This is a genomic window from Leptolyngbya sp. FACHB-541 (assembly GCF_014695875.1).
Classification (GTDB): Bacteria; Cyanobacteriota; Cyanobacteriia; order Elainellales; family Elainellaceae; genus JAAUTN01.
Genome location: NZ_JACJPC010000065.1, coordinates 75,769 through 102,590, shown reverse-complemented (window position 1 = coordinate 102,590; position 26,822 = coordinate 75,769). Strand labels below are relative to the sequence as shown.

General features: G+C 46.8%; 26 protein-coding genes and 1 pseudogene. 16 read left to right on the top strand and 11 right to left on the bottom strand.

From position 1 onward, the window contains the following. Nucleotides 1-10: 10 nt before the first annotated feature. Both H6G00_RS34705 and H6G00_RS14590 read right to left on the bottom strand, forming a co-directional pair. Nucleotides 11-190: a hypothetical protein gene (locus H6G00_RS34705; protein WP_199318487.1), complete on the bottom strand. Its 180-nt coding sequence runs from the start codon at nt 188-190 to the stop codon at nt 11-13. Nucleotides 191-470: 280 nt separating this feature from the next. Continuing rightward, nucleotides 471-1,139 (bottom strand): HAD family hydrolase, encoded by a 669-nt coding sequence (locus H6G00_RS14590; protein ID WP_190646040.1) that lies wholly within the window; start codon nt 1,137-1,139, stop codon nt 471-473. A gap of 248 nt (nt 1,140-1,387) precedes the next feature. Here H6G00_RS14590 and H6G00_RS14585 point away from each other — a divergent pair, with 248 nt between their 5' ends. The 4 genes from H6G00_RS14585 to H6G00_RS14570 all read left to right on the top strand — a co-directional run bounded on the left by H6G00_RS14585 (nt 1,388) and on the right by H6G00_RS14570 (nt 6,876). Then, nucleotides 1,388-1,798: a response regulator gene (locus H6G00_RS14585; protein WP_190797295.1), complete on the top strand. Its 411-nt coding sequence runs from the start codon at nt 1,388-1,390 to the stop codon at nt 1,796-1,798. A 442-nt stretch (nt 1,799-2,240) separates the two neighbouring features. Next, nucleotides 2,241-3,584, top strand: a complete 1,344-nt coding sequence (locus H6G00_RS14580) for an erythromycin esterase family protein (protein WP_190797375.1) — start codon at nt 2,241-2,243, stop codon at nt 3,582-3,584. Between the two features lie 822 nt (nt 3,585-4,406). Beyond that, a complete protein-coding gene (locus tag H6G00_RS14575; RefSeq protein WP_190797294.1) occupies nt 4,407-6,113 on the top strand; it encodes a R3H domain-containing nucleic acid-binding protein in 1,707 nt (568 codons plus the stop codon). 28 nt (nt 6,114-6,141) lie between these two features. Next, on the top strand, nt 6,142-6,876 hold the full coding sequence (locus H6G00_RS14570) for an SGNH/GDSL hydrolase family protein (RefSeq protein ID WP_190797293.1): 735 nt from the start codon (nt 6,142-6,144) through the stop codon (nt 6,874-6,876). Nucleotides 6,877-6,964: 88 nt separating this feature from the next. Here the strand turns inward: H6G00_RS14570 and H6G00_RS14565 are convergent, their stop codons facing one another. Further along, nucleotides 6,965-7,483 carry a helix-turn-helix transcriptional regulator gene (locus H6G00_RS14565; protein WP_190646044.1) on the bottom strand — a complete coding sequence of 173 codons (519 nt, stop codon included), beginning with the start codon at nt 7,481-7,483 and terminating at the stop codon, nt 6,965-6,967. A gap of 465 nt (nt 7,484-7,948) precedes the next feature. On the opposite strand from H6G00_RS14565, the gene H6G00_RS14560 reads away from it, so the two are divergent. Both H6G00_RS14560 and H6G00_RS14555 read left to right on the top strand, forming a co-directional pair. Then, on the top strand, nt 7,949-8,998 hold the full coding sequence (locus tag H6G00_RS14560) for a YsnF/AvaK domain-containing protein (protein ID WP_190797292.1): 1,050 nt from the start codon (nt 7,949-7,951) through the stop codon (nt 8,996-8,998). Nucleotides 8,999-9,148: 150 nt separating this feature from the next. After that, nucleotides 9,149-9,661: a BON domain-containing protein gene (locus H6G00_RS14555; protein WP_190797291.1), complete on the top strand. Its 513-nt coding sequence runs from the start codon at nt 9,149-9,151 to the stop codon at nt 9,659-9,661. Between the two features lie 274 nt (nt 9,662-9,935). Here H6G00_RS14555 and H6G00_RS14550 read toward each other — a convergent pair whose 3' ends face one another. Next, a complete protein-coding gene (locus H6G00_RS14550; RefSeq protein WP_190797290.1) occupies nt 9,936-11,240 on the bottom strand; it encodes a S41 family peptidase in 1,305 nt (434 codons plus the stop codon). An 86-nt stretch (nt 11,241-11,326) separates the two neighbouring features. On the opposite strand from H6G00_RS14550, the gene H6G00_RS14545 reads away from it, so the two are divergent. Further along, nucleotides 11,327-11,731, top strand: a complete 405-nt coding sequence (locus H6G00_RS14545) for a GFA family protein (RefSeq protein ID WP_190797289.1) — start codon at nt 11,327-11,329, stop codon at nt 11,729-11,731. 81 nt (nt 11,732-11,812) lie between these two features. Here the strand turns inward: H6G00_RS14545 and H6G00_RS14540 are convergent, their stop codons facing one another. Next, nucleotides 11,813-12,091 carry a hypothetical protein gene (locus tag H6G00_RS14540; RefSeq protein WP_242042276.1) on the bottom strand — a complete coding sequence of 93 codons (279 nt, stop codon included), beginning with the start codon at nt 12,089-12,091 and terminating at the stop codon, nt 11,813-11,815. 220 nt (nt 12,092-12,311) lie between these two features. Here H6G00_RS14540 and H6G00_RS14535 point away from each other — a divergent pair, with 220 nt between their 5' ends. Further along, entirely contained in the window at nt 12,312-12,539 is a 228-nt protein-coding gene (locus tag H6G00_RS14535; RefSeq protein WP_190797288.1) for a helix-turn-helix transcriptional regulator, read from the top strand. Between the two features lie 170 nt (nt 12,540-12,709). Here the strand turns inward: H6G00_RS14535 and H6G00_RS14530 are convergent, their stop codons facing one another. Both H6G00_RS14530 and H6G00_RS14525 read right to left on the bottom strand, forming a co-directional pair. Further along, entirely contained in the window at nt 12,710-14,449 is a 1,740-nt protein-coding gene (locus H6G00_RS14530) for an AAA family ATPase (RefSeq protein ID WP_190797287.1), read from the bottom strand. Further along, nucleotides 14,446-15,471, bottom strand: coding sequence for a DNA cytosine methyltransferase (locus tag H6G00_RS14525; RefSeq protein ID WP_190797286.1), 1,026 nt, complete (start codon nt 15,469-15,471; stop codon nt 14,446-14,448). Before H6G00_RS14525 ends, H6G00_RS14530 begins: the two co-directional genes overlap by 4 nt. A gap of 765 nt (nt 15,472-16,236) precedes the next feature. On the opposite strand from H6G00_RS14525, the gene H6G00_RS14520 reads away from it, so the two are divergent. Continuing rightward, on the top strand, nt 16,237-16,611 hold the full coding sequence (locus H6G00_RS14520; RefSeq protein WP_190797285.1) for a spore coat protein: 375 nt from the start codon (nt 16,237-16,239) through the stop codon (nt 16,609-16,611). Between the two features lie 716 nt (nt 16,612-17,327). Here H6G00_RS14520 and H6G00_RS14515 read toward each other — a convergent pair. The 3 genes and pseudogenes from H6G00_RS14515 to H6G00_RS36655 all read right to left on the bottom strand — a co-directional run. Beyond that, on the bottom strand, nt 17,328-17,972 hold the full coding sequence (locus H6G00_RS14515) for a response regulator transcription factor (RefSeq protein WP_190797284.1): 645 nt from the start codon (nt 17,970-17,972) through the stop codon (nt 17,328-17,330). Between the two features lie 18 nt (nt 17,973-17,990). Next, nucleotides 17,991-19,010 carry a HAMP domain-containing sensor histidine kinase gene (locus tag H6G00_RS14510; protein WP_242042275.1) on the bottom strand — a complete coding sequence of 340 codons (1,020 nt, stop codon included), beginning with the start codon at nt 19,008-19,010 and terminating at the stop codon, nt 17,991-17,993. A 274-nt stretch (nt 19,011-19,284) separates the two neighbouring features. Beyond that, nucleotides 19,285-19,599, bottom strand: a pseudogene (locus tag H6G00_RS36655) (ammonia channel protein); the annotation flags it as partial. A gap of 556 nt (nt 19,600-20,155) precedes the next feature. Between H6G00_RS36655 and H6G00_RS14500 the strand changes: the two are divergent. Then, nucleotides 20,156-20,581 (top strand): biopolymer transporter ExbD, encoded by a 426-nt coding sequence (locus tag H6G00_RS14500; protein WP_242042274.1) that lies wholly within the window; start codon nt 20,156-20,158, stop codon nt 20,579-20,581. 68 nt (nt 20,582-20,649) lie between these two features. Beyond that, the gene (locus H6G00_RS14495; protein ID WP_190797282.1) at nt 20,650-20,922 is read left to right on the top strand and encodes a Precorrin-3B methylase; all 273 of its coding nucleotides are present in this window, start codon (nt 20,650-20,652) and stop codon (nt 20,920-20,922) included. Between the two features lie 34 nt (nt 20,923-20,956). Here H6G00_RS14495 and H6G00_RS14490 read toward each other — a convergent pair whose 3' ends face one another. Then, complete coding sequence (locus H6G00_RS14490; protein ID WP_190797281.1) at nt 20,957-21,343, bottom strand: VOC family protein; 387 nt, start codon at nt 21,341-21,343, stop codon at nt 20,957-20,959. Nucleotides 21,344-21,398: 55 nt separating this feature from the next. On the opposite strand from H6G00_RS14490, the gene H6G00_RS14485 reads away from it, so the two are divergent. From H6G00_RS14485 to H6G00_RS14465, 5 genes are all read left to right on the top strand, one after another. Next, a complete protein-coding gene (locus H6G00_RS14485) occupies nt 21,399-22,142 on the top strand; it encodes a trimeric intracellular cation channel family protein (protein ID WP_190797280.1) in 744 nt (247 codons plus the stop codon). Between the two features lie 64 nt (nt 22,143-22,206). Continuing rightward, nucleotides 22,207-22,476 carry a hypothetical protein gene (locus H6G00_RS14480; RefSeq protein WP_190797279.1) on the top strand — a complete coding sequence of 90 codons (270 nt, stop codon included), beginning with the start codon at nt 22,207-22,209 and terminating at the stop codon, nt 22,474-22,476. A 117-nt stretch (nt 22,477-22,593) separates the two neighbouring features. Continuing rightward, on the top strand, nt 22,594-24,069 hold the full coding sequence (locus tag H6G00_RS14475; protein ID WP_190797278.1) for a CoA-acylating methylmalonate-semialdehyde dehydrogenase: 1,476 nt from the start codon (nt 22,594-22,596) through the stop codon (nt 24,067-24,069). A 293-nt stretch (nt 24,070-24,362) separates the two neighbouring features. Then, the gene (locus H6G00_RS14470) at nt 24,363-24,722 is read left to right on the top strand and encodes a hypothetical protein (RefSeq protein ID WP_190646059.1); all 360 of its coding nucleotides are present in this window, start codon (nt 24,363-24,365) and stop codon (nt 24,720-24,722) included. 224 nt (nt 24,723-24,946) lie between these two features. Beyond that, nucleotides 24,947-26,806 (top strand): AAA family ATPase, encoded by a 1,860-nt coding sequence (locus H6G00_RS14465; protein WP_190797277.1) that lies wholly within the window; start codon nt 24,947-24,949, stop codon nt 26,804-26,806. Nucleotides 26,807-26,822 lie beyond the last annotated feature (16 nt).

Here is a 26,822-nt window from a genome sequence, read left to right as displayed (position 1 = left end):
CAATGCTAAATTAAGGTACTGCAACATATTTATTCAACAGACCTGAATCGCAAGCAGAAAGCACAAGACTCAAGCTCAAGGCGATCGCAAACACCAGAGAAAACGATGACAGCGATCGCCCCTGGGGTCGCCTGAGCAGCCGAGTCCAATACGCACGCAGTGAGGATAACGTAATCCGGGCGAGGAACATTTTTATTGTTATGGTGCTAAAAAGTTGTGAAAGTTTAACTCTAAATAGTGACGCGAAAATTACTCCAAAACGGAGTATTGGCAACCATTCTATGGTTATGAATTGTTCGCCTCCCTCCAACTAATGGAATGAGTGTAGGGGCGAGCGCCATATCCTTAGAATGAGCCAATGATGAAGCTGTAGTGATGTTTAAACTACAAACCAGTGCTTCAAAAGCCTTTGAGTTAAATTCGTTGCGTTTTGCGCTGCTGTCGCCCCGGTTTGTAGCTCTAGCAGAAGGTCAACCCTCCCCTGCGATCGCCGAGGTCTCATAGTGATTTAGCAAGTCACTCGGATCGTCGTAGATGGCGATCGCCCCTTGAAGCTGCTCATCACTGAATCCACCTGTGCGAAAGGCAATGACGCCCACACCCGCTTTCCCTGCTGATTCAATGTCGTAGGGTGTGTCTCCTAGCATGATGGTGCGATCGGGCTGCAACTGGGCTTTATCCAAAGCAGCTTCTACCAAATCTGGTTCTGGTTTCGACTCTTCTGCATCACTAGAAGTCGTGAATTCCGAAATCAAATCATCGACCTGAGCAGCCTTGAGTAAAACTCCCATTTCTTCCTCAGTCGCAGAACTGGCAATGATTAAATGTAGTCCCTCTGCCTGCAACTTCTTCACTAGCTCCCGTGACCCCTTTGTTGGTGGAAGTTGAGCACCAAACTTACTGATAATCAATTCCTTACGTCGATTGGCGATTTCCTTGCCAGTGCCATTCTTGCCATTCAGGGAAGAAACCATGCGAGGAACAACCTTGTCGCCACCCATGCCAATGAGAGGACGAACTTGGTCAAAAGAAATTTCATAGCCATAGTCCGCAAATGCTTCAACCCAAGCTTGCGCATGAGCATCATTACTCACGACCAGGGTGCCGTCCACATCCAGAATTACCCCTTCGATTGCCATAACTTCCCTTTTTTGATTGAGTCATTCCAACATTGCCTGAACTGTCTTGAACAACATCTATCTTTAAAGGGAATGGAAAGAGCAGGGATAACGCTTAATCCGCCAATGTGGCGATTGCCACTATTAACCTTTGCAATGCATCTATCTAAAGACAGAGATCTGAAGCTTGGTAAGCTAGACGACGATAGGCGAGTTTCTCAGTGAGCATAATTAACCATATTCAAAGACTTTGTTAAAGCTCCTGCTCTATGACTTCAAATAATGATCTAAACCTGAACGGTTTAAAGGTGTTGGTCGTAGACGATGGGAATGACAACCTTCAATTTCTCGCTTTTCTGTTTGAGACTTACGGTGCAGATGTAACAGCAGTTCGTTCAACCAGCGACGCACTGCAAGCGTTTCTAAAGCGACAACTAGACATCCTGGTGAGTGAGATTAGGTTACCTGAGGAAAATGGCTATACCTTGATTCGCCGAATTAGAGAATTGACGGCGGAGCAAGGGGGACAGGTGCCAGCGATCGCCCTAACAGGCGATGCTAAAGAATCAGACCGACAGCAAGCACTTGCGGCAGGATTTCAGCAGCATTTGGCCAAGCCTGTTGACCCAGATACATTGCTACAAGCTGTGTTGAAAATAGCTTCTAGCAAGATTAAATAGCAAGATTGGCATCAATCATCATGTCTGTGTCGCTAGACTCACATGAAGCTTCGTAGTTTTCACTACATCTATAGCAGTCCTAAATTACTGGTGAGATGAGCAGGTTGTGAGAGGCACCCCTTGAAAAGTGGACTCTCACAATCCATTTAGGATTGCTCTCAGTTATTCAAAGTTGGAAAGGTCCATACACTGTTGTGAATTACCAATACGCGTGACACTGAATACTGTCCTTTGTGAAATCGCACTAATCCTAAGGGTGGATGGAGCTATTTTTGACGCTCAATACCATTAAAGCAAACTCACGAAAGAGTAACACAGCTTTTTGTCATCACTGATATTTAAGGAGAAGCATTATAACATCATCGCGATGGAAACTGTTTCGCAAAATTGATCTGATGTAGGCACTATCATAGCTAAATTCAATTGAGGCTTTTTGAAAGTCATGTCGGAAGCGATCGCCCCTCTAATAAACAGTATTCAACAACTTGCTCATCCCTTAACTGGAGCCGAGCAAGACTATAATTCTTTGCTGGAGCTTATTGGGGATGCTCAATTTGTGTTGATTGGAGAAGCTTCTCATGGCACTCATGAGTTTTATCAGCAGCGAGCAGACTTGACAAAACAGTTAATTCAGGAGAAAGGTTTTGTCGCAGTAGCAGTAGAAGCTGATTTTCCCAACGCTGATCGGGTCGATCGCTTTGTCCGGGGCATTAGCAAAGATGTAACAGCAACAGATGCTTTGGACGATTTTCAAGACTTTCCGTTATGGATGTGGCGAAATACCGACGTATTGAACTTCGTAGACTGGCTACGTCAATATAACGACACCCTGCCTGACTATGGCGCAAAAGTAGGGTTCTATGGGCTAGATCTCTACAGTATGTATGCCTCAATGGAGGCCGTGCTGAAATATCTAGAACAGGTTGACCCGGAAGCAGCAAAACAGGCCCGTCACCGTTATTCCTGCTTTGACCAGGCTGGCGAAGACTCGCAAAGCTACGGATACGCGACCACTTTTGGCTTAACTACTCCCTGTGAAAATGAAGCCATCAATCAATTGATGGAATTGCAGCGCTGCCGGGGAGAATATGCTCAACGGGATGGACGTGTAGCAGAAGATGACTTTTTCTACGCAGAACAGAATGCCCGTTTAGTCAAGAATGCAGAAGCCTATTATCGCTCAATGTTTCAAGATCGAGAGAGTTCCTGGAATGTGCGCGATCGCCACATGGCAGAGACATTAGATCATCTCACTGCCCACCTTGACCGCCAGGGAAAACAGCCCAAGATTGTCGTCTGGGCACACAATTCTCACCTAGGAGATGCACGGGCAACCGATATGAAAAAAGCAGGTGAGTGGAACGTAGGGCAACTGGTGCGAGAACGTTATGGACAAGAGGCTGTCCTCATTGGTTTTACTACCTACAGCGGAACCGTGGCAGCAGCTTCTCATTGGGGAGATTCGGTCGAGGTAAAGCAAGTTCGACCGGCTTTACCTGGAAGCTACGAAGCAGTCTTTCATCAGGTTGAACTGCCTCAGTTTTGGTTGAATCTACGTCAGGAGAATTCAGCGATTACAGGACTGCAAAAAGCACGCCTAGAAAGGGCAATCGGGGTGATTTATTCACCCCGAACCGAGCGTAGAAGCCATTACTTTAAAGCTCAACTTCCGGCACAATTTGATGCAGTAATTCACATTGACCATACCCACGCAGTAGAACCGCTCGATCGCCCAGCTCAACCTGAAGCGACAGAAGTTCCAGAAACGTTTCCTTCCGGTTTATAAATTCAGCTTTGGATGTAATCCCCTAAAAGCAAGTTGTAGAAGATGGTTGTTTCGAGCAAGCCCTGGATGGGGGCGATCGCCACACAAACTACCTATTTCGTAGCGAAATGCCTCAGCATACCTTCCAAGCAACTGTTGGAGATACTGCAACACTCCTGAACGTCAATTTTGCTCTTTTGGAGAACCCTCAATGTTGGGAGGTGAAATTGAGGTCGTCAGTTTTGCCTTGCTGGAGTTTTTAACATGACTGGAGTTTTGAGGCATTTTTGCACCAGTCTGATAGGGCATTGAGAATTCAGATTGCATAGTGAAAGTGGAAGTGTTGTTTAGAATATGCTTTTAAGGTTAGTCTATCCAATACTTGAGTTTGCTCCATCTAAAGTTTTGTAACTGGGAGCTTTCCCCCTGTGTGCGTTCTACCATTTGGCTTATTTTCTTTAAGCAGCTTTTGTATTGAAAGAAATGCTCCAGGCATTGCCAACTTACTGCTAATTTGATGCATGAATTTCGTAGGGACATGGCAATGCCATGCCCCTACAAAGGGGATTGAGATCCGGGAGTCGTACCCGCATTTAGCAACGCCACGATCCGCACTAAAATGTTCGGTTCTCATCCAATACTTTAAAGGTAGGTTTGTTACAATCAAGATCTTCTATAGCAAGATTCCTAGGTCTAGGATGTAAATCAAAGACATTTATACAATTCACTCAGTTCACCCAGTCCTCACTCATCTGCTACGTTTTGCTACCTGGGACTTGGTAAAAGCAAGCTTTGCAACATAAATTACGTTCTTTTATCGGCGCTGATACGCCAGTTTATAGAATGCATACAACAAACGAACTTCAGCTACTGCTGGAGATGCTGCCTCAGGAGATTGGGCAATCGTTATATCATCATCCTCAGCGCGACGCTTTGGTTGAAGTGGTGCTTGATTTAGGACGACGACCAGAAGCCCGGTTTCCCAGTCAAGCCGAGTATCTCTCAGAGCAAGTGGTCACTCAGGGGCAATTGCAAGATTGCACTGATCGCGTGGGTCATTTTGGAGCAGATAATCGGGCAGGAATTGAACAAACCTTGCACCGCATTAGTGCCATTCGCAACCGTCAAGGCGAAATCATCGGACTAACTTGTCGGGTCGGTCGTGCGATCGAAGGAACGATCGCCATGATTCGCGACCTAGTCGAAACAGGACAATCGATTCTGATGTTAGGTCGTCCAGGTGTGGGTAAGACGACAGCTTTGCGGGAAATTGCTCGTGTCCTGGCAGATGATCTGAACAAGCGGGTCGTAATTATAGACACCTCCAATGAAATCGCAGGTGACGGGGATATTCCTCATCCAGCGATCGGACGGGCAAGACGAATGCAGGTGGCGCGTCCTGAGTTGCAGCATCAGGTGATGATTGAGGCGGTGGAAAACCACATGCCAGAGGTCATCGTGATTGATGAGATCGGCACTGAACTAGAGGCACTAGCAGCCCGAACGATCGCCGAACGCGGGGTGCAGCTCGTCGGTACGGCTCACGGCAATCAGTTGGAGAACCTGATCAAGAACCCAACCCTATCAGATCTAGTGGGTGGTATCCAGTCTGTCACCTTAGGTGATGACGAAGCTCGTCGTCGTGGTTCCCAGAAGAGTGTGCTAGAGCGCAAAGCACCTCCAACCTTCGAGATTGCGGTTGAAATGCAGGAACGCCAAAAGTGGGTTGTGCATGAGAGTGTAACCGACACCGTCGATCGCCTCCTGCGTGGAAATCAACCTGCGCGTCAAATCAGAACCGTGAATGAGCAGGGACAGATTACGATTACCCAAGAGATTCCACAAGTGCCCTTAGGGCGGCGAACAGGTCGGGGTGGGCAATACTCTACACCATCCACACCAACACTCAAACGACATGCAGCAGGGCATGTGCTGCCATTTCCACAGCGCGTGGAGACGGAACCGGTGGTGATTCCCCAGCCTGAGCGCTTACTGAGCGATTGGGAGATAGACGCAATTCCACCGGCTCAAAACAACTCAGAGACATCGCTATCTCTTTACCCCTACCAAATGAGTCGGAGTTTGGTTGAACAAGTAATTGAACAACTGAAATTGCCGGTTCGAGTCGTAGGTGGGGTTGAACGAGCAGATGCAATTTTGACGCTGAAGGCAAACTTAAGAAAACACGCCAACCTACGGCGGATGGCAGAAGGCTATGGGCTGCCGATCTATGCGGTTAAAGCCAACACCGTTGCTCACATTGCCAGCACCTTACAGCAGGCATTGGGACAAGAGGACAAATCGGTAAAGCCTGATTTGGAATCAAGCGAGTCTGCTTACAGCGGTGATGAAGATGATGAGTGGGATGCTCTCGAAGAAGCGCGACTAGCCGTTGAGCAAGTGGTGATTCCAAAAGGTCAGCCAGTCGAGTTGCTGCCACGCTCCGCTCATGTTCGCAAGCTGCAGCATGAATTTATTGAGCATTATCGGCTCAAATCTAGCAGCTTTGGAGTAGAACCGAACCGTCGTTTGCGGATCTATCCGGCTTAATCAACGTCGGACAAGGAGGAGAATAGAGATGACTTCGTTGCGAGTGACGCGACGACAATTGATTCGGGCAGTCGGAGGAGTAAGCCTCCTGGCACTTTTGGGCTGCAATCAGCGGGAGCAAAACACTCAGCAGGAGCAAACCATGACGACCCTTTATACATTCGGTGATTCGATCTTAGACTGCGGACGATACAACGAATTTGGTGTTCATCCGGGACAACTGCTGGTTCAGAACGACGATCGCCTGTTTCCCGAATTCCAGGGTCAAGACCTTACCTCACATGGATCTGCCCGACTTGAACATCGTGCCGTTGATGGGGCAACCGTTGCGGGTCTGCCCACTCAAGCACAAGGAGTGCGGGTTGAAGGAAAAGCAATTGCCCTGATCACCGTTGGTGGGAACGATCTGCTTCGTGGACTCATGCAAGATACAGGACCAGGAATTGCCACCTTTGCTAACGCTCTCGACACCTTTGTGCAGCGCCTTCCCATTCGCCCCGTTTTGCTAGGTAATGTGTACGATCCAACCTTGGGAGATGATAGGCTCAATTTTTCAGGAATTGAGCCAGCGATCGCCCGCAAAAACCTACAGCGCATAAATACAGCAATTCAAGAGATCGCCAACCGCTATGGAAAGCTCGTTGATCTCCACGCTCATTTCCTCAAAGGCGATCTATCCTGGTTCACAGCGACGATCGAGCCAAGCCTACGGGGAGCATCGGAAGTGAGACGGGCTTTTCTTCCTCATGTCATTGGTGAATGAAACGCTAGTCAGGAGACAGGGTGTCTGGAGCGAACCTCTGAGCAAGGCATTGCTTCAGCCTGACAAGGATATCAATCTGGTAAAGATATCAATTTTGATCAGGCGAATTAAAGCTATCAGAATGTTTAGAAGATCTCTGTTTAGGTTTGAGAAGGTGTGCTTTTAGCAGTTCAAACGACTGCTTGTAAATTTGGAATTCTGACGGCTTCTCGGCAAGTGAGACGCTTCTTGTGACCTGATGAAATGCTTGATAAAGACTATTTAATCCCGCGAGAGCATCAGAGACAGGAATTAATCGCTTCACCCTGTTGCCATTCACCTTAGCAACGTAGTTTAACCCACCCAAATTTGACAAATTTTCTACTTTGTTTTCATGCACTAGTCGTGCAACCTCTCGTAGATCAGCGCCAATCACCTCTGAAATCCGCTTAGCAGTTTCCTCATCGGGACCACTGCGCTTGAGGCAAATCCAGCCCAATCCAGCACGAGAAATATGCACTTGTTTAGCAAGCTGACTCATGTTGGTTTGAGGGTTGTCTTGAAGATACTGCAACACCAACTGTCCAAAGGCTGAGCAATCTTCAGGGCGCAACTTCAAAGGATTCATACAGGTAAAGCAAGGATTAAAGCTCGGTGTTAGGGATTAAAAATATCAGATTGGTTTGCTTCGTGTTTGCGATCGCTTTGTGTTTGTGAGAGCTGAATTGTGCTTCGATCACACAACCCAATCGGGCAGTCAAGCTTAGTGCAAGCGCTACGCGGACACTCTGGTGTGGAGTATTTCAATCTTACCATTACCACCTCAAGTAAAAGTTACCTAAATACTTTACTTCCTTCCTGTTAAAGATTAAATACTAAAAGATTAAAGGAAGCGAGGGTACATCCCTGAATCTTTTAGTGAAAAAGGAGTGAACAAAAGTATTCATAGGGCTGAAAGCAATATGAGGCATTAGCCTGAAAGCTATTTCTTTCGAGCATTTTGGGCTCAGTCTTTAGGGGAACACGACTGCCGTCAAGCTGACCCAACATGAAGTAAGAAATACAGGTTTACTTTAGATGAAAGGGCGGAAGTATGGCTTTAACTCAAACCAGAAGAGCGATCGGAACGTTTCCCACTCGACGCGCAGCAGAACAAGCGCTGCACGAGCTGGAGCGTAGTGGCTTCCCAATGGACAAAGTCTCCGTAATTGCCAGAGATGACCGCACTGATAAACTTGCTGGTGCAAGCGTGAGTGAGCATGTAGGCAACAAAGCTGATGACGGAGCCAAAACAGGTGCAGTATCAGGAGGCGCTTTGGGGGGACTCACTGGGTTGTTAGTGGGTTTGGGCGTTTTAGCAATTCCTGGCATCGGGCCTGTGATGTTAGCTGGGGCTGGAGCAACCGTGCTGGCGACGGCTCTTTCGGGAACCGCAATTGGAGCAGCAGCAGGTGGTTTGCTGGGAGCGCTGGTTGGGCTAGGCATTCCTGAAAAAGAAGCGCAGGTCTATAGCGATCGCGTTTCTCGTGGTGACTACTTGGTCATGGTGCAAGGTACAGATGCCGACGTTCAGCACGCTGAACAAGTTCTCAAGCGGCACACCATTCAAGACTGGGGCATTTACAACGTAACGGATGCTTCCCACACCCAAACCGTTGAGCAGGCGCAACCTGTTGCTGCTCCAATCAACCCGCCGAGTAGCACCGTTGAAACCCCGGTTCGAGCAGTCACTGATAGTGAATCAGTTCAGCTTTACGAAGAACAACTGCGGGTCGGGAAAACTCGGCAGAAAGCAGGCGAGGTAACGGTTAGCAAGCACGTTGAAACAGAGACAGCTAGGGTTGCAGTTCCAATCGAGAAAGAGCGCATTGTGGTTAAGCGCATTTCGTCTGAAATCGGTAAAGCTGTAGCTCCTAGCGATGCGGACTTCCGTGAAGGCGAAGTAATGCGGATGGAGATGTACGAAGAAACACCAAACATTCAAAAACAAGCCTTTGTGCGAGAAGAAGTTAGCTTGCGAAAGGAAGTCAACCAGGAAGTTGTGAATGCCGAAGAGACCGTTCGTCATGAAGAACTGGATGTCAATGTTCAAGGACATCCGAGAGTGGAGGGCCCAGTTGATTTCCCATCCGATCGCACTTAGGCATCGTTCTATCAGCAATGCATTAAAAGCATTAGAAAGTATTAGAAATTTCAGGCTATTTCTAATGCATTGCTGCCAAATAATTTGCCTTTGAATTTGCCTTCAAAGTTTGTGCAGTAAACGTTTTTAACAACATCATTGGATCAGATTATGAAAAAAGTAACTTCATTACTTTTGGGTAGCGTTTTGTTAGTCAGTGCCGTAGGTTGCTCCACTGCTCGAACCAGCAGCAGTGCTCCTGATTCAGCGGCTAATGCTGAAGCTGATTTGGATCAACCCACCGCCGAAACTAATCAAGACGATGCAACTTCCGAGGTACGTCGCAGACAGCTAAATTCTGATATTCGCGCTGCTGAGCAGCGCAATGACATAACCGGGGGTGATGCTGAGAAAGCAGATGGCGACTTGCAGAGTGAGGTGCGATCAAAACTTGAAGCTAATCTACCTGCAAGTGAGTTGACGGTTGACGCAAAAGATGGCGCAGTAACAGTTGCAGGCACCGTGGTTGATCAAGCTCAACTCGATAAGATTGAGACACTTGCCAGAGAAATCAAGGGTGTTCAAAGTGTTACGGTGAACGCTGCACTTCGCTCAGGTGCAGAGCCAGAGCCACCTCCAAGTGACAGCAACGACATAACCGAGTCGCATACGGGCACACCGTAAAGATTGCGGAGCGCTAAGATTCCTATCTCCGCCGCAAGCGGACGGAGCATTACGGAATTTTCCCTTCGGGACGCACTTCCGCTCGTTACGAGCGCCGCAAGCGGACGGGGAATTCGACCCGGAGTGATTAAAGTGTTTTTGAGTGAAAGCCTCCGCTGTAGGGGGCTTTCACTCAAAAACATGTTCTAGAGTATGTGCGTTAGCGCTATATCAGCGGGTAGGAAACTCTGTTTTGTTTCTTATCTTCTCGTGACAAAACGATTGCGGTTAATGGTTAGGGTTGCTGTTCAATAGCAGTGATTAACGTAGCGATCGCCTGCTGCTTTTGAGGGTCAACGCCCTCTGCATATTCCAACGGAAAAGCCACAGGAATATCTGGGGTTACTCCCTTTCCTTCTAATCTCTGATTGCCATCTACCAACACATTCGCTACAGCAACATATAGCAAACTGCCGTCTTGCATCATAAAGCCACGTCCTGCTACAACTGCGCCTGCGGTGGTCGTGCCGACTAAAGTCCCAATTTCAGCTTGCCGAAAGCCAAAGGCGATAATTTCCTTGCTGCTTCTGCTGCCCTCATTCATCAGAAGAACTACGGGTTTTTTCCAGTGGTAATCGGCGATGAATGCATTTCCATCCCGTCTAATACTGGTGATGCTCGGACTCTCGCCCGTAAAGAAATTGAGATAGGCGATCGAACCTCCTCCCCAGCCGTCACGAATATCTAATACCAAACCATCAGCATCGGCGAGCTTGCCAAACATCAAATCTTCCATCATCTGCTGTTGATGAAGATCAGCCGCATTTGACCAAATGTGAATATAGCCAATGCGTTTACCCTGTTGCTCAATCACTTGAGTACTGGCTTGCTGTGCCTCTTTGAACAAGGTCGTTGTGTCAAATGTTTGAGGAGTGACATTAATTTCTTGCTGGCTGGTGGGATCAGCAGATCGCTGAATCAACAGCGTTACGTTTTGTCCTGCTTTACCTGTAAATGATTCAATCGGTTGATAGGGGTTGCCGTCTACGCTAAGTAATTCATCGCCTACCCTTAAACCTGCGATCGCCGCTGGGCTACCATCCAAAATCGCGCTGACAAAAGTTTTTTCGTGGCTGGTTTTAGTGAAAATACCAATGCCGGTGTACTCATATCTATCGTTGGGAAATAGTGCTTTTGCAGCGTCCGGTAGATCGTTGATTTCAGGTTGAAAAATCCCTAAAAGTTGGTAGTAAGCAGTTTCGCTTGGGGTGTAAAAGTAGGTGTGGGAGGTTTGCAATTCAGCTAGCATCTGATTAATGACCTCCGCAAACTGCTGACGACTTTGTACTTGCCTGATTTGAGGTCTATACTTGTCTGGCATTGCTGCCCAGTCAATTCCGTTAAAATTGTCATCATAAAAATTATCATTAACTGTTTGCCAAACCTCGTTAAACACCTTCTCTTCTAACGATTCTTGAGACAAAACGGGAGATATAAACCAGAGCAGAAGCAACGCTGTAAAGCCAACAAAGGCGATCGCAGGAAACCTTGTTGTTCTATTAAGGCGAGAGATAATACGAGAGAAAAAGCGAGTCACCATTGTTCTGATTCCTGAGAGGTTGAGGATAAGAATTTTCTGAAACTCGGTCAGCAAAGTTCTTATGAAGTTGTTATGGAGATGCACCCATGAAAAAGACATACGCTGGAAGCTGCCACTGCGGCGCTGTTCGTTTTGAAGCAGATATCGATCTAAGTTTGGGCACAGGCAAGTGTAATTGCTCAATCTGTACTAAGACTCGAAACTGGAGCGTGATCATCAAGCCTGACGCATTTCGACTGCTCGCGGGTGAAGACGATCTGAGTGACTACCAGTTTAATACCAAGAGCAGTCATCATCTATTCTGTAAACGCTGTGGTGTCCGCCCGTTTGGACGTGGCTACCTTGAAGAGCTTGGCGGTGACTACATTTCGGTCAAACTCGCTGCCCTCGACAACGTAGATTTGCAAGAGCTGGTTGATGCTCCGGTTCAGTATGCCGATGGACGCAACAACAAATGGTGGGCGGCACCCGCAGAGACACGGCATCTGTGAAGCGAGGCAAATTGTTCTCCGCCATCAGAAAGTTCAGCGATCGCCCTCACACTTGGGCACTGACATGATTAGCGATCGCCTTTAGCTATCTTCTTCCTCGGTTTCAGGCTGGTCAGAATGTTGTCCTGCATCGAACACAATGCAAAAGGTCGCCGCTGGTATTAGACGTTGCAAGGCTCTCAGCTGCGCTTCTGCATCGCTGCGACGACGAAAACGAGCGACAACCAGGGTATGAGTGTTGGGAAAAGAGCGGACGATGCACCAGGGATGCAGGGAATCTCGATAGGATGGCATGGGAAAGTGGGCGATCGCGCTATTGCGTCGCAGCAAGGGTAGATAGGCATAGCAAAGCCTCAGCATGACTGAACTGCTCAAAAGCAAGCAGAACCAACAGCCATCTGACTGGACTAAAATGCCTTAAATTACTTGGATAGTGAGAAACTTAGAGATGCCAGGTGGTGAGGATATGCCTCTGACCAGTGCTGTCTCTGACGAGGCAGTTTGATTTAAGCCTCTACCTTATCTAAATCGATTTAGGGCTGCTTGTCAATCTGTTTTATATAAATCAATTTAGGCATCAATGACCGAGGAGCTAGAACAAGAATCTGCGTTAGTTAGGTTAAGGCGAATTCGTAACCTGACTCAAAAGCAAGTAGCAGACGCTCTTGGAATTACAGTGCAAACGGTCAGCAATTGGGAAGTGGGCAGAGCAGAGCCGAAGCTAACCATTCGCCAGTTCAAGGCGCTGCTCCACATTTTGCAATGTTCGGTTGATCAACTACCTGATGATTTAGGACCTTCAGGCTAGGACGTTGAGAAATAGGAGCAACAGTCTTTCGTTCTCAGGCTTCTCTAAGAGCATCAACTGGAAGCTTTTCCTCCATCCTATGTATAGGCAGCATAATTATGAAGATGCGATCATCTTTTCTCTAGGCTGTACTTCTAACGCAGCATCTCACTGCATTAGATTAATCGCGCTTAAACAGCAAATTGAATCCCACGAATGATTTCTATGACTTCTATGAGGTCTTTTTTTCGCTGGCTTTCACTACTTAATAGTTTGGCAAGAAGATTCTTGAAAACTGTATCAGCATCAAAGCCTGGTATTTCCTCTGCAAGTAAGTGGAGCCGTTGTTTGAAATTCGGCTCTTGTGAAATTTCATCTGGTAGCTTTTTCCCTAATAGTTCTTTCGCTGCCCCTTCATCCCAGACAAGATTCTCAGGAGTTAGCCCAGGTAAAAAATGGACAAATCTTCTGAAGAATCGAATGTAACGTGTCCTCTCATCTACGTCCGCAAAATTGAGCTTAGGTCCATTTCTGTTGTTTCCAGACGTAATTTTTTGAATTAGTTTATTTAGGTCATTCTCTCCTTGAGGTAGCGCTCCATTCTCAGGAATTTGATCTTTAGGTTTGTGATCTCCGTCAAAAATGACGAATACATCTTTTCTTTCAGAGTTAGCATAGGCTTGAATATCAAGATATATCTGTGAGGTTCCACCCTTCCGAACTCGAATCTCAAAATGCCTCAATGCGTGACTTGATACTAGCTTTAATGCTGAAACAACAATGTGTTTTGCACGCTCGTCCTCAACCAAAATAGTTTTTCCAGGTGGAAGAGTACCAATTTCATGTAACGCCTCGTCTGCTGGGAAATCGCTTCTCACTGTTACAGAACCATCTTCTTCTCGAACAAGCACTCGGATTGCCTCTTGAGGAAGATCTTGTGCAAGATAAATAGAATGAGTTGCCATCACAACCTGAAGGGACTTCCGTACAGCTTGATGTGCAATAAACTCTAGCATTCGCTGTTGAGCACGGGGATGAAGGGATGTTTCAGGTTCGTCTAGGAGCACCAAGGATTTTTCGGGGGTCTGTAATATGTTGTGTACAAGCAATGCAGCAGCTGACTCACCACTACCAGCAAATGCATCCGAATACCCATTGAATTGGTTTGTTTTGAACAGTATTGTCCAGCCTTCGTGTCCATGAAACAGTGAATGTTTCAGTACTTTCCCACTAACGTAGTCGCGCTCAAGAACGTACTTTAAAACTTCTAACTCTTCAGTAGTTAATGCAAGACCATCCTCCTCAATTGCCTTTCTTAAGGGTTTTGAACGTTGTCTAAGATAATCTTGTTTTCGATAATCCCTGCGTAGCTTTCCTCGCACCTTTGCAGAACGGACACGCTCTGCAAGATGCTTTGGATCGGGAAAGTAAAAGTATTTATCGAAAGCAGGCAGCTCACCTCGAAAATCCAAATGTGTTACCTTAAGTTCAATAGGGCGAACTCGAGTGCCACTAACGGGTAAATTGTAGACTTTGCTGTGTTTGACTGCTTCCCAGTAATCAGGATCTTTAGATCCGCGTGGGGCACGGGCCTTAATGCACTCAACAATATCGCCATTGTTTTTACGATATCTGTGAACAACGCTTTGTTTTCGTCCATTGCGTTCTGATGGAATTGCGTCAAGTTCTGTCTCAAACCAGAAGTCTGCAATAGTCTGCCCGAGTGGACTACCGTACAGAGCGTGAAGAACAGAACTCTTATTTGTTCCATTTCGACCGAGCAGAACTGTAATTGGAAAATCAAAGGATAGTTCGCTGTCAAATCGAAGATTTCGATAATTAGGAAAGCGAAGGCTGCAAATGTAGGGAGTCTTTTGCTTAAGTGCCCTAACACTTGTTTGAAGGTCATCTACCGGTTTTCTCCTACTCATGCTGACAACTCGCGGCTGATGACTCTTGCGATTGGTCTAATCATATCTGGGGGAAAAGCATTCCCGATTTGAGACGCAACATGCTCTTTGCCTCGATCAAGACAGAACTGGTAATTTTTGGGAAATGTCTGTAGTAGTGCAGCTTCTCGAAGCGTTATAGCTCTATGCTCCTCGGGATGAAGAAACCGACCTCTAGAGGGGTTGTTACAGCCACTAGTAATAGTTGGTGAGACATCGTCCCATGCCATTCGACCATAAACGTCCTTAAACCCGTCAAGGCGCACATGGCAGGCACATTGTAATTCAGGTGAAATATCACGACGACTACCACCGTTCTTAGGGGTTGCTTTGATTCTTGATATCATAGCTGGCGTGCGATTCTCAGGAAGGTCATGAAGCGGATCTCCACTAGTTCCCGCTGGTACGAGATGACCGATAGCGTCTCTGACAGTTCTACGCTCACAGCGGTAGCTTGACCAACCCGAAGGGATTTCCCTTCCTCGTAATGCAACAAGAATCAACCGCTTGCGCCGCTGTGGTACGCCAAAGTCAGATGCATTTAGAACCGCATACGTATATCGGTAGCCAGCTTGTCTCAAACCAAGCCGAAATTTATTGAAATGCTCGTCATCTGCTAAGCCAGGAACGTTCTCTACTATGACTGCGCGAGGGCGCATCGAGCGTACCAGTCGTAGCATTTCAATAATGAGGTTTTTATTTGGATCATCTAGCTGTTGCTTTCGGCGGCGTGTACGAAGCGTGGAAAAAGCCTGACATGGTGGACAACCCGTCAACAAATCTAACTCACCAGGAGAAATGTTTGCCTGTTTGAGAATTTGAATACCACTCACCTGACGAATATCATTGACTATGAGATTTGTACTTTGATGGTTAAAGCCATAACTTTTTGCTGATACCGGATCAATTTCTACGGCAGCAATAGGTTGAAATCCTTCTGCCTTAAGTCCGTAGCTAAGTCCCCCTGCACCAGCAAAAAGGTCAATAGATGTCAACAACGTCATTACTATTTAAGGATAATTCTTTGGATCAACATAGCAAAATATGGCAAACAATTCCTGTTAATTACTATTGGTTTTAAGGTTTCTGTATGTTGATTCATATAGCGATTTAACCCTCTTTCCAATACTAACAAGATCAGTTCAATCGTTTTAGTAACTACTATTTTGAATCACTTAGGAAATTTTGCTTGATAAATGAGTTAGATGGATGATTGAATACATACAACTGAGAATACTCTATGTAGAGGATACTGTATCTTGATTAATTTCTATTTGGGTTGATCTAGATCACATCAAGTTTTGATTGTCGAGGCATAGTCCTACTCCGTTTCTATACAAAAATTGCATTCTGCGTATACATAGAAACTCTAAGCAATCGTCCTTTATTCAGCTAATACATCTAAAGCTTCTTCGTACTGGCTGGATTACAGCTTTATTTTTCCTTCTTAATTCGTAATCAACCAAATTCAAGGCTCTGTATCTAGAAAACTAGCGAACGCCTACTTCACACCAAAGCAAAAAGAGCGATCGCAATGCTTCTGTAAGCCATCACATTGCTTTTGCATTCGCTGCAATGCTTCTGTAAGTCGTTACATTGCTTCTGTAAGTCATCACAATGCTTCTGTAAGTTATTACAATGCTTCTGTAAGTCGTTACATTGCTTCTGTAAGTCATCACATTAGTATTGCGTCAGCAAAACGCAATTTTCTTGTTAGCGATGACAGGGCTACGGGCACACTGATGCTGTCCTCCATCAAGGTGTAGCCTATGGTAGCTCCTAATACAAACCGTCGTCTCCCTGATCAAGTCATCAGTCAAGACATCGACTCGCTCAATGGCTTGAAAACAGTGGTTGATTACATAACCGTTCGCCCCGAAGCAACCTCAGACAATCTGAAACAAACATATCAAACCATGCTGGCGCAACAGCAGCATGAAACCGAAAAACTAGCTCTGTATCGGGCTGCATCCGACGCTGCGCGACTATCAGAATGGGAATTTCACAATGCAGTTTTAGCCATGAAAGAAGTGGTAAGAGGTCACTACGGCTCAGATAGCGATCAGGCGCAATCCGTAGGGCTGAAAAAGAAATCAGACCGCAAGCGTCCTACCCGCAAGCCTGCTACATCTGCGTCGAGTTAATCCTCAATGCAATATTCAGCTTGGGTTAGGGGCGATCGCAACTTACTAGAGAATACAGCGATCGCCTCTGACTCATTCTCAACATCAGATATGAGAACTGACACCTTGTTGACTGAGTTCAATCGAACAGACGGTTTACATCACTTATGGAATGGCTTAAAGCATTTCAAGAATCTGATTGCCAATCCAGATAAAGTGGCTCTTACTTGTTCAATTACCTTGATTGATTACTGTAGAAAAGTCGATTCTTGCTGAGAAAAATCCTAAAACCTGTACCGCTGCCTCAGAGGGTGTTTGAAAAGTAGCGAATGTCCCTGTAAGGGCGTAGCATTCGGCAGGTAGATCCTGAAATAGATCAAAAATCCTTGCCCGAATGCCACGCCTCTACAAATCTTTGGGCTACAGATTGAACTTTTCAAACGTCCTCTCACTTGCAGCGATCGCTCAGTCAAAAGAGGCGGATTGCCAAATTTGGACTTGGTAAAATAGCTACAGAACCATAGCAATTACACCCAGGACAGCTAGAGAGCAACTTATCCAAGAAATTGCACAAGTTCCAGATGCACTTGTAGAAGAAGTGCTGGACTTTTTGCTTTTCGTAAAGAGCAGACAGAATCAGGAAGCGATGACAAGAGTACATAAACTTGCATTCTATCCCTTCTCTACAAGTTAAGTTGACACACTACTCAAGGATTATGTGTCTATTCCAGACGTATTCAGGTAGAGGTAATCAATCCTTTTTGCAGCGCCAGTAAAGCAGCCTGAGTGCGATCGCGAACATCTAGTTTTTGTAGAATCGCGTGAATATGAACTCTGACCGTTCCAGGGGTAATGTAAAACGTTTGGGCAATTTCTTGTGTCGTTTTGCCAGCAGTAATTAACTGTAAAATTTCTTGTTCTCTTGGGGTTAAAGGTGATTTATTTGTAGTTTTTGAGTGGGGTAGCGCTTGAATTTCAACCGTTGCGGTTTCATCCCACCAGGATGCTCCTGCAACCACAGAGCGGAGGGCTAACACCAGTGTTTGAGCCGCAATGCCTTTGAGACAGTAACCTCGGACACCCACCTGAATCAGTTGACTAATCAGCGCTCGGTCAGAGCGAGAGGTCAAGACCAGAATAGGTAGGTTAGGACAGTTTTGCTTAATTTGGCGACAAGCTTCAACGCCGCCTATTCTGGGTAGTCCTATATCCAGCAAAACCGCATCCAGGGTATGTTCGCTAGCTAATCTGATGGCGGTTTCGCCGTCTCCTGCCTCAGCTACAATCTCAATGTCTGGTTCCTGTTGCAGCTTCATTTGCAGCCCTAGACGAAATAGTTCGTCATCTTCAACCAGTAAAATTCGTAGCTGAGAGGAATCCATAGAAACTAAGGAAAGGGACTATGGCGTGAGAGCAGGAAGGCACAGCCCAAATACGGCTCCACGCGAGGATCGGTTTTCTGCCCAGATTGTGCCGCTGTGTGCTTCAACGATCTGCCGAGATAAGTATAGCCCTAGACCTGATCCCTTTGCTTGGCGATCGCTGTGTCCCTGATAAAACCGCTCAAACAGTTGAGGTAATTCTTCTGGATGAATTCCAGGACCTTCATCTAACACCTTGATTACTACTTGCTGCGCTGCGTGAGAATTGTTCTCAGACTGTAAAATCACCTCAACATTTCCATTAGTAGGTGAATGGTGAATGGCATTAATCACCAGATTTGATAAAACTCGTTGAAGCTGAAGGGCATCCCCATTTACCCAACAAGACTGAGCGCTTATTGCTTCAGTGTTGAGATGAATCGATACCTGATATCTGGATACTAAATCGCTGAGGGTCTGAATTACTTGCCCGGTGAGTTCAATCAGGTTGACGGGCGATCGCTCTAACCTGACCCCTTCTGCATCGTTGCGGTACACATCCAACACCGTGCCAATCAGTTGCAAGCTGGCTTGGTGGCTCCGGGTCATTGTAGAGAGTACCTTATGCTGCATCTCAGTTACAGCGCCAAATCGCTCTTGCTGAAATGCTTTCAGGGTTTCAATCGCACCCAGCAGCGGTGTTTTCAGGTCGTGAGTCAGCGTGAGAACAAAATCTTCTCGTAAGTTCGCTAGTTTTTCTTGAAATCGCAGTTTTGCTCTCTGTTGAGCGATCGCCTCTTCGTAGTAGCGATTGCGATCGCTTAACATTTGAGTCACAACCAGTGCGAATACAGCAATGATCCGGTTTCCGACCGTTGGAGCCGTAATGATATGACTACCAGGAATCCACAGGTTAACGATAGTTAATGCAGATGCTAACAGCGTTAAGCGAACGGCGACATTGCGATTTAGGCGAAGGCTAGCCAGCAGAATTGGACCAATGTAGAAATAGCTAAAAACATAGTCAGCGAGGGTGACAAGTTCCAGAAAGACGACCATTGCGAACAATCCAACGACCAGCCAAAAAATGTTTGAGTATGAATTTTGACTCGATATAGAGATTGGACGCAGCAATGAATAAACCATAAAAGTATTGACGACAACCCTAATTCAAAAACTAGGAGTTAGAATACTGAGATTTCTTAGCATTCTAACTCCCCTGTTTGGTTTGATATGTTTTGTAGCAAATGACCTAAAGATTTGTGAGTTAATCCAATTCTATTCGGTACTCAATTTACCTGTACTGCTCGATGCAGTAATCGGAGACAAGTCACTGGTAAACCATGAACGCTTGATGGGGAATGGTTGCAGCGTAGGACACTACCGCCTCTGGTTCTGAACCTGTTAGATAGTCCGTTGTCTCCAGTCCAACCCCATTCAGGAACAGCCACTGCAAACCGCCAATAAAAGAAGTTCCCGGTGCAAATGCCAGACTATATCCCCAAAGCAGTCAAGTCACCCCAACTACCAGCATGAGTACAAAACTCATCATCAGCGTGTTGAGGATGTTGAGCGATCGCACAAACCCACCGTAAAAGAATGCCAAGCCAGGAGTCATCAGTAGCACAAGAGCAGAACAGATCAGCATAAATGCTGTATCTGCCGCGCTTTGAGCCGTGGCCGCTGCCTCCAGTGGATTAGGAACTTGAGCCAGGGCTTCTCCTGTAAATAAACCCATTGACAAACCAAAAGCAACTACTAAGGTTGCAAAAATCCGAATACCCACGTCTTCCCACTCTCCGGAATTAAGACATCATTTAATTCAATTCATGATTGATGCCTATCAAAATTACACACAAGGGTAGATACAAAAATGTAGCAATTCAATCAGTTTATCTGCATTTAAACGCCTGTTATAGACGAAATTAAACGCCTGTCAAATATACTTTTTTACTTTAATCTGCGAGTTTCAATAAAACCGTATACGCTCTTATAAAGACCTCAAAATAGACAATCAAATCTGTTTATGATTAATAAGAACGTTTAGACATCAGATCTGGGTTTAGCAAAGCTAATCTGCTGAATCTTTTTAGTTCTTGTCTCTACTTCATCAACGAGCAAACAACGAGCAAATCTTTAGCTGGCTGAATCTGACTGACTAGATCAACAATCAGCCCTAAAATGAAGTTGACAGCAGAAGCTTGATGAGGCGTGATTTAGCGATGCGATTCAATCGGTCTAGAAAGCAAGAAATGCCAGAGATCAACCTGGTGCCAATGATGGACGTTCTAATGACCATCCTGACGTTTTTCATCATCGTTTCGATGTCTGCTCAGTTTGGTTCGCAAGCATTAGATATTACACTTCCCAATGCTGACTCAGGAGCTAATGCTGTCAACTACCCTGATCCATTAATTGTAGGAATGAATGAGCAGGAACAACTTTCCTTGAATGGTCAACCTGTGAGTCAAGAACAACTGAGCCAGCAGATGCAAGCGTATTTGAGTCAGAATCCAGAAGGTTCAATTATTTTGCAGGCAGATTACCGACTACCCTACCAGCAAATTGTTAATGTTCTGGGTCAGATGCGAGCGATCGGAGGCGATCGCGTTTCCCTAGGAATTGACTAGATGGCATCAGAGCGGCTGAGGAAGATGAGAGTGAGTTAGGATCGGCAAGAGGACGTTGCAATTGAAGTATGGCACAGCAAGAACCCCTCCCTGAAAAAGAATTAATCAAAGAAGTCTGTCGGCGAATTCGGGTTGCCCGCAGCTATTGGGATGCTCACAACAATCGAGCTTGTCGGGGTGAGCGAGAACGTGCTCTGGCACTTTACAACACTCTGACCAAAGAGCAAAAAGACCAAATTCCGCAGGAGTTACGGGTGTGGCTGCGCTATCGCAGTGAGAAATATTTTGGGGCACACCGAACTCCGCCTAAGTCACAACGCTCGAAGCGATCGCCCAAATAATCCATTAGTCTTCAAAGCAATATACTAGTTTTGCTCAAGCCTGATAAATCTCTAAAGGCAATCCATCAGGGTCTTGGAAAAAGGTAAACTGTTTTCCCGTCAGGTGATCTACTCTCACCTCTTCCACAGCAACTCCTTTAGACCGAAGTTCCGCAACCGATTTTTCAATATCTTCCACCACAAATGCCAGATGCCTCAGCCCACAAGCTTCAGGGCGACTGGGGCGATCGGGCGGATTGGGGAAAGAAAACAACTCAATCTGATCGAGTTCACCGACTCTCAAATCTAACTTGTAAGAGTTTCTTTCTGCACGAAATGTTTCCGCAATCACTTCAAACCCCAAAGTCTCTACATAAAACTGTTTTGACTTCTCATAGTTAGAGCAAATGATGGCAACGTGGTGAATTCTGCTCGTTTTCATCGGGGTAGGTAGTGTGTTCGGTTATGCTTTCTATGCTAATCGCAATCCTGCCACTATGTTTTTCCATCCCCCTGACAGTTATTGGTTTGATGTTTTGCTCACGTCGGCTTTGCCTCGTGATACGGCGATCGCCTATCACTTACAGCGGCTTGCATTCTTTGGATATGTGATTGAAGTTGGGGCTGTGATTACGGCATCCCTATCTGGAATGCTGGCTGCTCAGACTAAACAGCTAGATTTTGTGGGTATCTACATCGTGGCATTCGTCAATGCATTTGGGGGTGGAACGCTGCGAGATCTATTGTTAAATCGACGACCTTTGTTTTGGGTAGAGCATCAGGAATATCCGCTGATTGTTTTGCTGATGGCTATCATCTTTTTATATTCGCCGCGAATTCCAATTCCTCACCAACCTGTGACTGGAAGGTTATTCACGATTATCGATGCCATGGGTTTAGCTCTGTTTAGTATCTCAGGAACATCTTACGCGCTCACCTTTCGAATGCCTTACTTGGTGGCATCAATTATTGGCGTAATTACAGGTGTGTTTGGTGGAGTATTGCGAGATGTCCTATTAGCTCAAATTCCAATGATCTTCAGGACTTCAACTTCCTTATATGCAACCTGTGCCTTTATAGGTTCCTGGACATTTTTATTAGCGGTCAGTCTCGATATTCCAACTGCCACGGCAACTTTCTTGGGGTTTATGGTGACATTAAGCTTGAGAATGCTCTCAGTGCGCTACTGCATTACCCTTCCTCAACCCCGCTACCTCAAGCAACAATCTGTCCCAAAGTAGGATGCTACTTTGCAAAGATTGCTAAAGGATAGGAAAAGATTCAAAACTTGGAGTGTGAATAGCCATGACCGATCGCCCAACGAATCAATCTTCCAAGCCTGATGAGAACAAGCAGAATGCAGCTCAAAAGCCAGGTGAAACTGGCGATCGCCCCACTGATACCTCCAAAACTTATGACGTAATGGATTTAGTATCTAAAGGTGGGTATGAAGGCGACCCTCAAGAAATTTTGGGAAACCCTGGAGTTGCTCCCCAAATGTATCAAGAAGGGAGAGATTTGAGAGTCGATTTGTATAGAGAAACAGACGAAACTCCCTCTGATCAAGATGCTTAAGCAGGTCGTTCAAGCTCTGAATTAATGACCAATGACGATAATATCTAGAACAGTGGTTCAGAACAGCGTCATCTGAGTCAACATGTGCATTACCAGACGCTTGAGGAATGTTGCTGCATGAGTACAAACGACCTGGCAAATTATATCAACGGTCACTGGGTTGTTCCAGATACCACTGATCTTCTGGAAGTCACCAATCCTGCCACACTTGAGCAGCTTGCCAGGGTTCCTTTGTCTGTAGCTGGAGAAGTTGAGCGGGCTGTCGAGGCTGCATCTGCTGCATTTGTGGAATGGCGGCGAGTGCCCGCCAACGAACGAGTGCGATATTTGTTTCGGTTACGAGAACTTCTAGAAACGCACTTTGACGACTTAGCCCAAACCATTACTCAAGAGTGCGGCAAAACACTGGCAGAGTCGCGCGGCGAAATGCGCCGGGCGGTTGAGAATGTTGAGGTTGCCTGCGGTATTCCAATTTTGATGCAGGGCTACAACTCAGAAGACATCGCCAGAGGTGTGGATGAAATCATGATTCGTCAGCCGCTCGGTGTGACGGCAATCATCTGTCCGTTTAACTTCCCGGGCATGATTCCTTTCTGGTTTATGCCCTATGCGATCGCCTGCGGCAACACTTGCATCGTCAAGCCTTCCGAGAAAGTGCCTTTGACAATGCGAAAAATATTTGAACTGATCGATCAGTTAGATTTACCTCCCGGTGTGTTGAATTTGGTGAATGGGGCGAAGGATGTAGTCGATGCAATTTTGGATCATCCTGCCATTCGAGCTGTGAGTTTTGTCGGGTCAAGCCCTGTAGCCCGTTATGTCTATAGCCGTGCTGCCGCTAATGGAAAACGGGCCCAGTGTCAGGGTGGTGCAAAAAATCCGGTCATTGTGTTGCCCGATGCCAATCTCGACACGACCACTCGCATCATGGCAGATAGTGCCTTCGGCTGTGCTGGACAGCGCTGCCTCGCTGCTTCAGTTGCTATCACGGTCGGAGAGGCGCGGCATAGTTTCACCGAAGCGATCGCCACTGCCGCTGAATCTCGCGTAGTCGGCTACGGACTCGACCCTGGAGTCGAGATGGGCACCGTGATTTCGGCTGAAAGCAAAGCGCGAATTGAAAAACTCATTCAGCGGGGTGCAGAAGAAGGAGCAAAAGTTTTAGTAGACGGACGTAGACCTCAGATCCCAGGCTATGAGCAGGGACATTTTGTGCGACCGACGATTTTACAAGATGTGCCGCCAACTGGAGAAATCGCTCAAACCGAAATTTTTGGACCGGTGTTGGGTTTAATTCATTTAGACACCATTGAAGAAGCGATCGCCCTGGTCAACCGGGGGCAATATGGCAATATGGCCTGTCTGTTTACCAGCAGTGGTGCTGCCGCCCGCAAATTTCGTTACGAAGTGGAAGCCGGGAACATCGGCATCAACATCGGCGTAGCGGCCCCAATGGCGTTTTTCCCCTTCAGCGGCTGGAAGGAAAGTTTCTTTGGCGACTTGCACGGTCAAGGTCATCACGCTGTAGAATTCTTCACTCAGACCAAAGTCGTTGTCGAGCGCTGGTTTCAGGAATGGTCACGCACCTTCTAGCCCTAACCCCCAACCTCAATTTCAAATTCCCAAAAATATTTTTTTGCGGGGTGAGGGGTTTCACCCCTCATGGGGGTATACTGAAATCAATAGATGCACCCTGATGGTTCCCCAGCAGTCTTCGGACTGGCTGGGGCTTACTTTTTGCCCTTTATTCAGCTTCTTGCATGAATCTATCTTTTGAAGCGTGAATGGTGGTGCGACGAAGCCTCACCACCATTCACGCAGGAGATTTATTCAGACCAACCGTTAGATTGATGCAACTGGATTAAAGGCTGAGCAAAATATCAAGCATGAACGATCATCCGTTTGACCCCTCTAAGCCCGATCAAAATTCCTATTCTGGTAATGGGAGACATTTGCCAGATCTCGCACCCCAGGAGAGTGAGCAACAAGAACTAATACGGACAGATCTGACACCAGAAGGAAGTACACCACTCACCCCACAGGAAAGAGATCAAGAAGAGCCAGATCTGGCCCAGCGGCGGCACGAAGATGCTACGGCTACTCGCAGAAGCTTGAAGCGGCTCTACCTTTCTCTGTTAGCAATTGGTATTGGTCTAGGGGCACTGGTATCGGTCGGTTTGGTCTTGCTGCTTGATCGCTTTGACCTGATCAATCCCTCCGTCGAAATTCGGGAACCCGTTGAATAGATTCGGTTATTACTATAATTTTCTCTAAAAAGAGGTTAAAGATGGAAGGGCACCCCGCTAGCGGGGTGCCCTTCCATCTTTAACCCTAATTTTTGGAATTGGTATTACTGCTTTTATTGCAAACTGTAACGCTCAAATTACGCCCAAAATATCTCCTCCTGAAGCACAGCCCACACTCCCGAAGCGGGTGACTATACTGAAAACACTGGACTGTGGTAACGACGATGAGCGATCTGTTTAAAGAATTTGAAGACCTGATCGATCAAGGATTTGAAGATCTTCTCTACTTTGTGCGGGAAATCGAAGGCAGAAATGAAGGGTTTCAAACGGAAGTAAAAACTCGTCGCAGTACCTCTTCGGATGCGTCTAGTCGTGCGGGTCGTACAGCCGAGAGCGATCGCCCTCGAACCAGCTCGACAGAGCGATCGCCCTCCAGTACTGCTAATCCATCCACAAGTACAACCACTGATCGTGTTATCGTCACCCCGCCATCAGATAGTTCTCTACAAGGCGTGGGTGGACTGTCAGAGGTTTTTAGAGAATTAAGAGAACTGGTCGAAATTCCGCTAAAGCGTTCCGAACTGCTGACAATGCTAGGTTTAGAACCGACGCGAGGAGTTCTTTTAGTCGGGCCACCTGGTACGGGGAAGACCCTTTCTGCCCGTGCCCTGGCTGAAGAGTTGGAGGTTAACTACATTGCCATCGTCGGGCCAGAGGTGATGGGTAAATATTATGGAGAAGCCGAAGCCCGTCTACGCCAACTGTTTGAGAAGGCAGCTCGCTCTGCTCCGTGCATTATATTCATCGATGAAATTGACAGCATCGCGCCCGATCGTTCCAAGGTGGAAGGCGATGTTGAGAAACGAGTAGTCGCTCAATTGCTGAGCTTGATGGACGGATTTGCCAGAACCAAAGGCGTGATCGTTCTAGCAGCCACGAACCGTCCTGACCACCTCGATCCGGCTTTGCGTCGTCCGGGTCGGTTTGACCGAGAAGTGCAGTTCCGCATTCCCGATCGCGATGGGCGACTAGAAATCCTCACCATTCTTACAGAAGCGATGCCACTGGAGCGGTCTGTTGATTTGGGGGCGATCGCTGACCTCTCAGTGGGCATGGTTGGCGCAGACCTAAAAGCGCTATGTCAAAAAGCTGCTTACACTGCCCTGCGGCGACTGATCCCCTCACTCAAAGCACCCGTTCCGCGCACGATGACAATTACTCAGGCAGATTTTCTCCAGGCTATTAAAGAAATTAAACCTGCTGTGCTGCGATCGGTTGAAATTGAGTCTCCTCAAGTTTCTTGGGATAGCATTGGCGGTTTAGAAAACGTCAAGCAAATTCTTCAGGAGTCCGTCGAAGGAGCCTTACTTTATCCCGAACTGTATCAACAAACCGGAGCCAAAACGCCGCGCGGAATTCTCCTCTGGGGTCCTCCCGGTACAGGCAAAACCCTTTTGGCAAAGGCGGTTGCCTCCCAAGCCAGAGCAAACTTTATTGCGGTGAATGGGCCAGAACTGTTGAGCAAATGGGTAGGCGCGTCTGAGCAGGCCGTGCGAGAAGTGTTCACCAAAGCGCGACAGGCTTCTCCCTGTGTTGTGTTTGTGGATGAAATTGATACGCTGGCACCTGCACGGGGCAGCTTTTCAGGCGATTCAGGAGTGAGCGATCGCGTTGTAGGGCAGTTACTCACCGAGCTAGACGGCTTACAAGAATGTGCCGATGTGTTGTTAATCGGAGCCACCAATCGTCCTGAAACCCTTGACCCTGCTCTCTTACGGGCCGGCAGACTGGACGTACAGCTAAAAGTAGACTTGCCCGACCAGGCAAGCCGTCTAGCGATTCTCCAGGTTCATAACCGAAAACGTCCTTTGGCAAGTGTAGATTTAGCAAACTGGGCTACCCAAACCGAAGGCTGGAATGGCGCTGACCTAGCACTTTTGGGTAATCAAGCTGCTCTAGAAGCAATCCGCCGATATCGGGCTCAAGGGCATACCGATCCCAGTTCTATTCAAATCACGACCGATGATTTTGCAGCGGCTCATCAGTGGATTTCTGACCAGCGAGCGGCAGCAGGACTTGCATAATGAGAGGAGTAGGAGA